The sequence below is a fragment of the Mycobacterium sp. genome (assembly GCF_049673265.1).
Lineage (GTDB): Bacteria > Actinomycetota > Actinomycetes > Mycobacteriales > Mycobacteriaceae > Mycobacterium.
The window spans coordinates 1-11,340 of record NZ_JBATXN010000300.1; the positions used below are offsets into that span (position 1 = coordinate 1).

Genomic DNA, 11,340 nt, shown 5'->3' on the forward strand with positions numbered 1-11,340 from the left:
GTAGTCATGCCCGCGCTCGAAAGAGTCGACGGATGTCTCGGCATGTCGTTGTTGGTCGACCGCGACTCTGGTCGTTGCATTGCGACCAGCTCGTGGGAGAACGAACAGGCGATGCGCGCGAGCGCCCGTGAGATACGGCCGGTTCGCGATCAGGCAGCACAGACCTTCGGCGGTAGCCCGACTGTCGACGAGTGGGAGATCGCGGTGCTGCACCGAGACCACCCTTCGCGCCCGGGTGCCGGCGTGCGGGCCACCTGGCTCGTCGTGCGGCCTGACCAGTTCGACCGGGCCATCGAGTTCTACCGGGAGTCTGTGCTGCCCGCGATCGAGGAGCTCGAGGGTTTCTGCAGCGCGAGCCTGATGATCGACCGCACGTCGTGGCGGGCGGTGTCGTCGTCGACGTTCGACAGCCTGGAAGCCATGCAGCGCAACGAAGAACGCGCGCGCTCACTGCGTACCGCACGGCTTCGCGATCTCGGCGCAGATCAGTTCGACGTCGGAGAATTCGAGTTGGCCATCGCCCACCTGCGGGTGCCCGAGCTGGTTTAGCCCGCCGTTAGGTCAACGAGTCGCCGGGAAACCCGCGACACGGGTGCGCGTCGAAGGTGAACACCCCGGCTTGCACGCCGGGATCGTCGTTCATGATCGCGACAGTCTCGTCGATGCTTGACGTGAATATGCCGACGCCGCAGACTTCGGACCCGTCTGTGACTGGCAGCACCACCGCCAGGACGCCGTCGTGGCGGAGCCCAAAGTTGCGGCGGCCGTGTTCCCAAATGAGTGCTGGCGCCGTCTCGTCGGCGAAATTCGGCCCCTGTTTGAGGATGACGACGCTGTACGCCTTCGCGGCCAGAAGCAGGGCATTCATCTCGTCATCGGTAAAAGTTTTCATCGTCCTCCCTCACGCCTACGACGAATGATGGTACGCAAACGGTCTAGCCGGGAAGCCATTTCGCGTTCAGCACCGTGGCCAGTGGGGCGGTAGTAGTCCACGCCCACCAGCTCGTCCGGTGGATACTGTTGCGGCACAACACCATCGGGGTCGTCGTGGGAGTACTTGTAGCCCTGCGCGTTGCCCAGTGCTGCCGCGCCCGAGTAGTGGCCGTCGCGCAGATGCGGCGGCACCAGGCCGGCCTTGCCTGCTTTGATGTCAGCCATCGCCGCACCCAGCGCTGTGGTCACCGCGTTCGACTTGGGCGCGCTGGCAAGGTGAACAGTCGCGTGTGCCAGGGTCAGCTGGGCTTCGGGCATGCCGATCAGTTGCACGGTCTGTGCGGCGGCGACGGCGGTCTGCAGCGCGGTCGGGTCGGCCATGCCGATGTCTTCGCTCGCCAGAATCATCAGCCGCCGTGCAATGAATCTCGGATCCTCGCCGGCGACCAGCATTCTCGTCAGGTAATGCAACGCCGCGTCCACGTCGGAGCCGCGCACCGACTTGATGAACGCGCTGACGACGTCGTAATGCTGATCGCCGTCGCGGTCGTAGCGCACGGCGGCGCGATCCAGGGACTGCTCGACGGCCTCGACGGTGACCTGCTCCCCCGCTTCGGCAGCGACCTCCAATGCGGTCAGCGCGCGCCGGGCGTCCCCCGCTCCGAGCTGCACCACGAGGTCGACGGCATCGGGCTCGACGACTTGCCCATTCAGCCCCCGCGGATCGTTGATCGCGCGCTGCACCAGGGTGCGGATGTCGTCGGCGCTCAGCGGCCGCAGCTGCAGGATCAACGACCGCGACAACAACGGGGCGACGACGGAAAACGACGGGTTCTCGGTGGTTGCCGCGACCAGGAGCACCACCCTGTTCTCCACGGCCGACAACAGCGCGTCTTGCTGAGTCTTGGAGAACCGGTGGACTTCGTCGATGAATAGCACGGTCTGCTCGCCTCTGAGGAGAGCCAGGCGTGCCCCTTCTAAGACCGCGCGGACTTCTTTGACCCCCGCCGACAACGCCGACAGCGCCTCGAACCGCCGGCCGGTGGCCTGCGAGATCAACGCTGCCAGCGTGGTTTTGCCGCTACCCGGTGGGCCGTAGAGGATCACCGACGCCACGCCCGAGCCCTCGACCAGACGCCGCAGCGGCGAGCCGGGTTGCAACAGATGGTCCTGTCCGACCACCTCGTCGAGGCTGGCAGGACGCATGCGCACGGCCAACGGGGCAGCGGCCGAACCACCCTGCGGGTGGTCGGTCAAGCTGGTGGGGTCGGGGACGTCGAACAGACCGTCGGACACGGTTTCAGGCATACCACGCCACAACGACATGGGTTCGCAGTGTCCACCTCTGAGCGGGGCCGCCGAATACTTGCTAAGTTCGCGGAGGCGCGAGGCTAGCTGAAATAAGGCCTCCGCAACCCACTACCGCGAGGCAGGAGCGGCAATGAGCCAGCCCCCAGAGCACCCCGGGAAACCGAGCGATCCGAGGGTCGGGGACCCCCATCCCGGCAACTATCCGCCGCCTCCCGGCTACGGACCACCTCCCGGACCACCACCCGGGTACGGACCACCCCCAGGACCGCCGCCGGGCTACGGACAGCCGCCGGGACCGCCGCCGGGCTACGGCGCGCCGCTACCGGGATATGGCGCGCCCCCACCGCCGCCGGGCTACGGCGCGCCGCCACCGCCACCCCCTGGCTATGGGCCGCCGCCTTCCGGGTACGGGCCGCCACAGCCGGGCTACCCACAGTCACCCGGTTATCCGCCGTCACCCGGCTATCCGCCGCCGCACGGGCAGGCCTTTGACATCGGTGAGGCGTTCAAGTGGGCGTGGAACAAGTTCGCGAAGGACGCCGTGCCGCTGATCGTTGCGACGTTGGTGTACGGCGTGATCGGCATCGTCGTGTACGGGCTGGTCTTTGTGTTGCTGGGCGGCGCCAGCGTCAACACTGCTGACGTCCAGGGCGGTTACGCCGTATATCCGGCGGGTCTGGGTGCCGTCACCACGCTCGTGCTGTCGATCGTGTTGTTCGTGTTCGGCATCTTCGTGCAGGCTGCGTTCCTGTCCGGTGCGCTCGACATCGCCGACGGCCGGCCGGTGAGCATCGGCTCGTTCTTCAAGCCGCGCAACCTAGGCAACGTAGTCCTGACCGGCGCACTGCTCAGCGTGATCAACGCGGCTTTGAACGCGGTGTCGCTGCTGCCCACCTTCATCTTCGCGGTGCTGTCGTTCATAGCGATCGTCATCTTCGCGTTCTTCTCACTGTTCACGATTGCCTTCGCCACAGATCGCGCCCTGCCACCGATCGATGCACTCAAGGCCAGTTTCGCCACTGTTCAGTCCAATACCGGTAGCACGCTGCTGTCGTTTGTGGTCCAGGCTTTGGTGATCATGGCCGGCGCTTTCGCCTGCGGCGTGGGCCTTCTCGTCGGCGTCCCAGTGGCGTTGCTCATCCAGGTCTATACCTACCGTCGGCTCGCCGGTGGACCGATCGCGCCGTTGACCCCCTGAGTTCATTTGGCGGCGACCCGCTGCGCCCGGCTCCGCCGCGCTTGCGATCACCGCGGCGCTCACGGCTGGGTGACGAAGTCGATCAGCTCCTCCACCCTGCCGATGAGCGCCGCGTCGAGATCGGTCCAATCGCGGACCCGGCCGCGGATTCGGCGCCAGGCGGCGGCAATATCAGCCTGGTCGGCGTGCGGCCAGCCCAGCGCCTGACACACCCCGTGTTTCCAGTCGATTCCACGCGGGATCACCGGCCACTGCGACAGACCCAACCGCTCTGGCTTGACGGCTTGCCAGATATCGACGAACGGATGCCCCACCACCAGCGTGTGCGCGCCGCCCGGGCCCCGGCGCACCGCTTCGGCCAGCCGCGCCTCCTTCGAACCGGGCACCAGGTGGTCGACGAGTACCCCGAGCCGTCGGCGTGGGCCCGGCCGGAACTGCTCGACCACGCCGACGAGATCGTCGACACCGCCAAGGTACTCGACCACCACCCCCTCGACCCGCAGATCGTCGCCCCATACCTGCTCGACGAGCTCAGCATCGTGGCGACCTTCCACATAGACCCGCCCTGCCCTGGCCGCGCGTGCGCGTTCACCGGTGACCGCCACTGAGCCCGAGGCCGTACGGTTGGCCGCGCTGGGTGCCGGTCGTCGCGGCGCGGTCAGGATCACCGGTTTGCCGTCGACGAGGTAACCCGGACCGATCGGGAACGGCTTGGTGCGACCGTGCCGGTCCTCGAGCTCCATGCGTCCGTACTCGACGCGCACTACTGCGCCGACATAGCCGGATTGCGCATCTTCGACGACCATGCCAAGTTCTATCGGCACTTCGACCGACCGGACTTTGCCCGAGCCGTGCGGGTCGCGGGCCAGCACGTCCGAGCCATAACGATCATCCACCCGAGCGATCCTAGGGACTCGGACGCGCTAAACCCGGTTACGCCACTCGGGCGAAATCCACTCGGCTACTTGCGATCAGCCGCTGGCAACCAGCAACGGTCAGTCTCGTAGCGTGCGCCCCTGCGCGTCGGGCACGTTGCCGGCGACAATGATGATTCCGTCGACGAATCCCCACAGCGCGCCGACTCCGCAGGTCACGACGGTGGCCACAATTTGGAGGACGCCGATGTTGTTGTAGCCGAGATAGAAACGGCCAACGCCGAATCCCCCGAGGAAAATTTGCAGGAGTCCGGCCACCAGCTTGCTCTTGTCCGATAGCGGCCGCCCGTACTGGTCCACGCCGTAGCCTTGGCCGCCATAGGGCGCGGGGACGGGAGGAGCCGCTTGCGGAGCCGCTTGCCATTGCTGGCCATCCCAGTACTGCTGCCCGGGCGCGCCGCTTGGGTCCGGGTACCAGCCGGGCGCCGATTGTGGAGACGTCATGTTTTCTCGCTCTCGGGCAAAGGTGGGTCGGGATAGCACCCCATGGGAAATGCAATCATGGCACCGAAGCCCAGATTTGGTAGCGCTTTGCCCCGCACTGCGGCCTAGCGGCTGCTGTGGTGGGATCAGCGGTTATGAAGGTGATGGCATCAGCTTGAAATGACTCTGCACTCCACCGGGCCGTCGGCAGCTTTGCACCATCGGGCCGACGTCGACCGGCTGTTAACCGGTTATCGCACCGCACGGGCCCAGCAAACCCTGTTCGATCTGCGCACCCCCGGCGCAGCCGGCCCGGCAATCGGATACGACGAGTTCGTCGACGAAGCCGGAAACGTGCGGCCGGCCTGGGCCGAGCTTGCGGACGCCGTCGGCGAGCGCGGCCGAGCCGGGCTGAGTCGGCTGCGCTCCGCGGTTCGCCAACTGGTGGACAACGACGACATCACCTACACCCGAATCGATCCCGCCACGGGTCCCGTCACCGGCGGCCGGGACGCCGAGCTTCGGCCATGGCGACTGGACGCACTGCCGCTGTTGGTTTCCGCAGCGGATTGGGAAGTGCTCGAGGCCGGGCTGGTCCAGCGGTCACGGGTGCTCAACGCCGTGCTCGACGACCTGTACGGCGCTCGTCGCTCGCTCACCGACGGTGTGCTGCCACCCGAATTGCTGTTCGGCCATCCCGGTTACGTGCGCGCCGCCACCGGAATCGAGGTGCCGGGGAACCACCAACTGTTCATGCACGCCTGCGATGTCAGCCGGCTGCCCGACGGCAGTTTCCAGGTCAACGCCGACTGGACCCAGGCCCCGTCGGGCGCCGGCTATGCGCTGGCTGACCGACGGGTTGTCGCGCACGCCGTGCCCGACCTCTACGAAAACGTCGCGCCGCGGCCGACCACGCTATTCGCCCAGGCGTTGCGGTTGGCCCTGATCGACGCCGCACCCGATGGCGTCCAAGACCCTGTGGTGGTTGTGCTCAGCCCGGGCATCTACTCCGAAACTGCTTTCGATCAGGCATATCTCGCGACGCTGTTGGGCTTCCCGTTGGTGGAGAGTGCGGATCTCGTGGTGCGCGACGGCAAGGTGTGGATGCGCTCGTTAGGCACGCTCAAACGCGTCGACGTGATATTCCGCCGAGTCGACGCAGAGTACGCGGACCCACTGGATCTCCGCGCCGATTCAAGGCTCGGCGTCGTCGGTTTGGTCGAGGCTCAACACCGCGGAACGGTGACCGTGGTCAACACGCTCGGCAGCGGCATCCTGGAAAGCGCTGGGCTGCTGCGGTTCCTGCCGGAACTGGCCGAGCGGTTGCTCGGTGAAGCGCCGTTGCTGGCCACGGCACCCAGCTATTGGGGCGGCATCGACGGCGAACGCTCGCACCTACTGGCACACCTGCCGTCACTCTTGATCAGGCCTACCGTCGGTGGACGAACCTTTGTCGGGCCGACACTTTCGTCCGCCCAACTCGCCGAACTGGCTGCCCGCATCTCGGCCATGCCTTGGCAGTGGGTCGGCCAGGAGCTGCCGCAATTCTCTTCAGCACCAGCCGCTTACGCCGGTGAATTCTCTTCGGCGGGGGTGGGGATGCGGTTGTTCACGGTCGCTCAACGCGGTGGCTACGCGCCGATGATCGGGGGCCTGGGCTACGTGCTGGCAGCAGGACCGGCCGCATACACGTTGAAAACCGTTGCAGCCAAAGATGTCTGGGTTCGCCCAACCGAGCGTGCACGAGCCGAGACGGTGACCGTGCCAGCGCCCGAGCCGCCGGTGAAGACCGGCGCGGGCACCCTTGCGGTCAGCTCTCCGCGGGTGTTGTCCGACCTGTTCTGGATGGGGCGCTACGCCGAACGCGCCGAGAATATGGCCCGGCTACTGATCGTCGCCCGCCAGCGTTTCTACGAATTCCGGTACCGGCAGCACTCCGAGGAAAGCGAGTGCGTGCCAGTGCTGATGGCCGCGCTGGACCGGATCACCGGGACCGCGATCGGGTCGGGCGATGCGGCCGAGACGATCGCTATCGCTCCCTCGACGCTGTGGTCACTGACCATGGACCCCGACCGGCCGGGTTCACTGGTGCACTCGGTGGATCGGCTGGCACATGCCGCCAGGGCGGTGCGTGACCAATTGTCCAACGACACTTGGGTGGTGCTGGCCGGCGTCGAGCGCGAGCTGGCGCATCAGGCTGAACCGCCGGATTCTCTTGCCGAGGCCGACGCGATGCTCGCCTCGGCCCAGACCCAGACCTTGGTCGGGATGCTGACATTGGCCGGAGTGGCCGGCGAGTCGATGGTCCAGGATGTCGGCTGGACGATGATGGACATCGGTAAACGGATCGAACGTGGCCTGGGACTGACCGCGTTGCTCGGAGCCACTCTGACGACGGTCCGCGCCGCAGCCGCTGAGCGGGCCATCATCGAGTCAACCCTGGTGGCCTGCGAATCGGCGGTGATCTACCGGCGCCGGACGGTCGGCAAAGTCAGCGTCGCGGCCTTGGCCGAATTGATGCTGTTCGACGCGACTAACCCGCGGTCGTTGGTGTATCAGCTGGAGCGGCTGCTGGCCGACCTCGGCGACCTGCCCGGCTCGTCAGGATCCTCTCGGCCAGAACGAATGGTCACCGAGATCAGCACCCTGCTACGCCGATCCGATCCCACCGAATTGGAAAAGGTGTCCGCGCACAGAGGCCGCGCCAAGTTGGCCGACCTGCTGTCCGCCGTGCATACCGCGCTGCGCGAGTTGGCCGATCTGATCACGGCAACGCAGCTGGCGTTGCCGGGCGATATACAGCCGCTGTGGGGGCCCGCCGAGCGTCGGGTGATGCCGTGACCCCCAACGGGATCAGGCGCTGAGCGGGTCGGGCTTGCCCGACACCGAAGTCACCTGATCGACGACGGTGTGGATGAATTTCATCTTCTCCAGTACCGCGACCGGCAGTACGAACGGATACAGGTCGTCGTGGCCCATCGACCTGTTCACCATGTTCAGCGACCAGGACAACGGCAGCCACATGTCGATGATGGTGTGAAATGCGCTGGGCCCCAACACCGGCCGGTCGAAGGTCGCGGTCGCCGGCGCGAAACCCGACCAGGCCGACGTGTCCAAAGTGTCCCGGATATGCAGGTAGTGCGCGAATGTCTCGGCCCAGTCCTCGGCGGCGTGCATGGTCGCATACGACGACACGTAATGCTTGTGCCACCCGCGGGGCGGTCCTTCGCTGTAATGGCGGTCCAGCGCCTCCTGGTAGTCGGCGTTCGGGTCGCCGAATAGCTGGTTGAACCGCGCCACGTACTCGCTGGACGGGGCGATCAGCCGGTAGTAGTAGTAATGCCCGATCTCGTGACGGAAGTGCCCCAGCAAGGTGCGATACGGCTCGTCCATCTCGACCCGCAACTGCTCTCGGTGCAGGTCGTCACCTTCGGCCAAATCGATTGTGATTATTCCATTTTCGTGTCCGGTCAGCACTTTCTCGTGCGCACTGGACAGCAACCGGAAGGCCAATCCGTAATTGGGATCCTGATGACGCCCGACGATCGGCAGCTTCAGCTCGTGCAGTTCGGCGACCAGTCTGCGCTTGGCCGCCTCGGCACGGGCGAACTCGGCGAGACCGGCGGTGTCGGCGTCGTTGGGCCGTTCGATGGTCAGCGCACAAGACATGCAAAGGCCGCCGGGAGAATTGATCGGTACCAGCCAATTGCACTCGGCGAGATGGCGATTGACACACAATTCGTAATCACTTGCGCTGACGAAGCCCGCGTGGTCGGCATCGTCACCGGTGGTGATCACGAGCAAGGCCATCTCATCGAGTGAGAAGCCCAGGGAGCTGCCGCACGCCAGGCACGCCGAGTTCTCGAATGTCAGACGCTGCCCGCAGTTGGGACAATGGAAGTCACGCATACAGCTCTTCGCCTTCAAGAGGGCCCTCGTGCCGCACAACGTCAACGGCGACGTCGATCACGCTGTTCTCGGAGTCGGTATAGATGATCCCGCGCAGCGGCGGGACGTCAGCGTAGTCACGGCCGCGGCCGACGACAACGTAACGCTCGTCGACCATCTGGTCATTGGTGGGATCCAGCCCAAGCCATTCGAACTGCCCGGGTGGTCGCGGTGTCCACACCGTCGCCCAAGCGTGAGTTGCATCGACACCGATCATGCGGTCCTTTCCCGGCGGTGGATCGGTGGCCAGGTATCCGGAAACGTATCCGGCCGCCAACCCGTTGGCGCGCAGGCAGGCGATTGCCAGCCGAGCGAAGTCTTGACATACCCCTTCGCGGGCCATCAGAACCTGACTGACACCAGTGGAAATCGTCGTCGACCCTTTCCGGTAGGTGAAGTCGGTGTGGATCCGCGACGTGAGATCCCGCAGTACCTCGATCAGCGGTCGTCCGGGGCTGAAACTGGGCGCGGCATAGTCGCGTACCTCATCGGTGATCTCGGGCGGATCCAGGTCCAGCGCGAACTCGGTGGCCAACGCGCCCCGCGCGCCGACCGGGCGGGCCTGCTCCCACGGCGCCTGCGCCGGCCCGCTACCCCAACGCTCAGGTGGCGGCGGATACACCTCGACGATCGACTCGCTGACGATGGTCAGGGTCTGGTGCGGTTCCGTGACATGGAAATACGAGCTGATGTTGCCGTAGGTGTCGCGGCTGGTTGAGCTGTCGGCCGGTGACGGTGAGATCCGGAGCGCGTGGAACAGGCAACGCTGCCGGGCCAGGTCACGCGGGGTCAGGAACCCCCGCCCGTAGGAGCTGGTCACCATGCCGGAATAGCGATAGTCGGTGCGGTGGGTGATCCGGTAGCGGGCCCCCGGGCCCGGTGGGTGCGCCACAGCTGCCACACTAGCCAGCCCGCGGGGGGAGCGGCGACCGAACAACGCTGCGCCACGATCTGCCAGCATGGCCTGCTTCCCGGGAGCACAATGAGTCATGGCCACGTGGGAGGACGTCGCCAGCATCGTCGGCGAGCTCCCGCTCACCGAGGAGCAGTCGCCGCGCGAATGGCGGGTCGGCAAGAAGCTGATCGCCTGGGAGCGGCCGCTGCGTACGTCCGATCGGGAAGCATTGACCGCGTTGGGGATTGAGCCGCCCGAGGGCGATATTGTCAGCGTGCGGGTAGCCGATGAGGGCGTCAAATTCGCGTTGATCGCCGACGAACCGGACGTCTATTTCACCACCCCGCATTTCGACGGCTATCCGGCGGTCCTGGTCAAACTCGCCGAGACCGATGAGCTGGGGTTGCGCGAGCTGATCGTCGAGGCGTGGCTGACCCAGGCCCCGAAACGGCTAGTGCAGGAGTTTCTCGGCGAGGTCACCTGAAAGCTCAGCCCTTCGTCCCACCAGTATCAACAGCAACTCTAACAACAATAGTAACTTTAGTCACTCTAGATAACTTAATCACGACTAGATAACTCTGATAACTTTAGAAGTCACTAGCAACAACTGAATCAATTAGCGCAGAAATGACTTTTATTAACTCTGACAACTTGAAACCCCCACACATCAAAGATCTCATTAAATTGCTAAAGTCCCACCCGTTGACAGTTTTCACGCCAGTTTGTTACACGTGTTAAATGAGTAAATTACGCGGAACACTGAGTATGCAATCGGTGTGCAAATCGCTGGTGCTATCCGCGGTAGTCGTACTGGGGATATCGCTTTTCATTGACCCCACCACGGGGGTGGCGTACGCCGAAGGCATGGACTGGGATGCCGTCGCGCAATGCGAATCGGGGGGCAACTGGCGGGCCGACACCGGTAACGGGTTTTACGGCGGCCTGCAATTCAAGCAGTCCACGTGGGCCGAGAACGGGGGCGTCGGTAGTCCGGCGAACGCCTCCCGCGATCAGCAGATCGCGGTGGCCAACCGGGTGCTCACCACCCAGGGGCCCGGGGCTTGGCCTAAGTGTGGCGGCAATCAGGACCTCTTCCCGATCGAAGTGGTCAACATCTTGCGGTCCGGGCATCCGATACGCAGCACGCTTCACAAACTGTGGTCGCTATCGGCTCCGCACTGACGGATTAGCCCGGTGTGATCGGGCCGTGATCGACCGAGCTAACTCACCGGCTGCAGCTCGAAAACGGGGATCACCCGGGTCGTCTTCGCCTGATACTCGGCGAAACCCGGTGCCGCCGCGGTGATCTTGGGGAAAAGTTCGTCGCGTTCGGCAGACGGTAATTCGCGGGCGGTCACGTCCGAGGATTCGCTGCCGATCTCGACGTGAGCCGACGGGTTGGCGCGCAGATTATGCACCCACGCCGGGTTGACGTCCGCGCCGGCAAAAGAGCCGATGATGAGCAGCTTGTCGTCGATACGGAAATAGGCCAACGGCGAAAGTCGCGGCTCACCGGACTTGGCGCCCGTCGTGGTCAACAGCAACAGGTCGGCGCCCTGGAATTGGCCGCCGACCTTGCCATCGTTGGCGCGGAACTCGTCGCTGATGGTCTTGTTGAACGCCTTGATCGTTTCGGCGTCCGGGATCTGTTGGGTCATGCCCCGTCAACCTGCCCGGCCCGCCCGTCTATTCCGGCG

12 protein-coding genes are annotated in these 11,340 nt (G+C 65.2%); 5 read left to right on the top strand and 7 right to left on the bottom strand.

The genetic code is table 11. From position 1 onward, the window contains the following. Positions 1-549 (top strand): hypothetical protein (locus WBF82_RS10460; RefSeq protein ID WP_424382967.1); only part of this gene is annotated, 549 nt, incomplete at its 5' end. Positions 550-556: 7 nt separating this feature from the next. Here WBF82_RS10460 and WBF82_RS10465 read toward each other — a convergent pair. After that, positions 557-892 carry a hypothetical protein gene (locus WBF82_RS10465; protein ID WP_424382968.1) on the bottom strand — a complete coding sequence of 112 codons (336 nt, stop codon included), beginning with the start codon at positions 890-892 and terminating at the stop codon, positions 557-559. Continuing rightward, positions 889-2,241, bottom strand: a complete 1,353-nt coding sequence (locus tag WBF82_RS10470) for a replication-associated recombination protein A (RefSeq protein WP_424382969.1) — start codon at positions 2,239-2,241, stop codon at positions 889-891. Before WBF82_RS10470 ends, WBF82_RS10465 begins: the two co-directional genes overlap by 4 nt. Before the next feature lie 133 nt (positions 2,242-2,374). Between WBF82_RS10470 and WBF82_RS10475 the strand changes: the two genes are divergently transcribed. Further along, positions 2,375-3,442, top strand: coding sequence for a hypothetical protein (locus WBF82_RS10475; protein ID WP_424382970.1), 1,068 nt, complete (start codon positions 2,375-2,377; stop codon positions 3,440-3,442). Between the two features lie 59 nt (positions 3,443-3,501). Here WBF82_RS10475 and WBF82_RS10480 read toward each other — a convergent pair whose 3' ends face one another. Both WBF82_RS10480 and WBF82_RS10485 read right to left on the bottom strand, forming a co-directional pair. Then, complete coding sequence (locus WBF82_RS10480) at positions 3,502-4,338, bottom strand: DUF3097 domain-containing protein (RefSeq protein WP_424382971.1); 837 nt, start codon at positions 4,336-4,338, stop codon at positions 3,502-3,504. Positions 4,339-4,437: 99 nt separating this feature from the next. Continuing rightward, complete coding sequence (locus WBF82_RS10485) at positions 4,438-4,821, bottom strand: NINE protein (RefSeq protein ID WP_424382972.1); 384 nt, start codon at positions 4,819-4,821, stop codon at positions 4,438-4,440. A gap of 159 nt (positions 4,822-4,980) precedes the next feature. On the opposite strand from WBF82_RS10485, the gene WBF82_RS10490 reads away from it, so the two are divergent. Beyond that, the gene (locus tag WBF82_RS10490; RefSeq protein WP_424382973.1) at positions 4,981-7,641 is read left to right on the top strand and encodes a circularly permuted type 2 ATP-grasp protein; all 2,661 of its coding nucleotides are present in this window, start codon (positions 4,981-4,983) and stop codon (positions 7,639-7,641) included. Positions 7,642-7,653: 12 nt separating this feature from the next. Here the strand turns inward: WBF82_RS10490 and WBF82_RS10495 are convergent, their stop codons facing one another. Both WBF82_RS10495 and WBF82_RS10500 read right to left on the bottom strand, forming a co-directional pair. Then, entirely contained in the window at positions 7,654-8,709 is a 1,056-nt protein-coding gene (locus WBF82_RS10495) for a zinc-binding metallopeptidase family protein (RefSeq protein ID WP_424382974.1), read from the bottom strand. Next, positions 8,702-9,640: a transglutaminase family protein gene (locus tag WBF82_RS10500; protein ID WP_424382975.1), complete on the bottom strand. Its 939-nt coding sequence runs from the start codon at positions 9,638-9,640 to the stop codon at positions 8,702-8,704. Before WBF82_RS10500 ends, WBF82_RS10495 begins: the two co-directional genes overlap by 8 nt. A gap of 97 nt (positions 9,641-9,737) precedes the next feature. On the opposite strand from WBF82_RS10500, the gene WBF82_RS10505 reads away from it, so the two are divergent. Further along, positions 9,738-10,127 (top strand): MmcQ/YjbR family DNA-binding protein, encoded by a 390-nt coding sequence (locus tag WBF82_RS10505; protein ID WP_424382976.1) that lies wholly within the window; start codon positions 9,738-9,740, stop codon positions 10,125-10,127. Positions 10,128-10,381: 254 nt separating this feature from the next. Continuing rightward, a complete protein-coding gene (locus WBF82_RS10510) occupies positions 10,382-10,825 on the top strand; it encodes a transglycosylase family protein (protein ID WP_424382977.1) in 444 nt (147 codons plus the stop codon). Positions 10,826-10,863: 38 nt separating this feature from the next. Here WBF82_RS10510 and WBF82_RS10515 read toward each other — a convergent pair whose 3' ends face one another. Continuing rightward, on the bottom strand, positions 10,864-11,301 hold the full coding sequence (locus WBF82_RS10515) for a nitroreductase family deazaflavin-dependent oxidoreductase (protein WP_424382978.1): 438 nt from the start codon (positions 11,299-11,301) through the stop codon (positions 10,864-10,866). Positions 11,302-11,340: the final 39 nt, after the last annotated feature.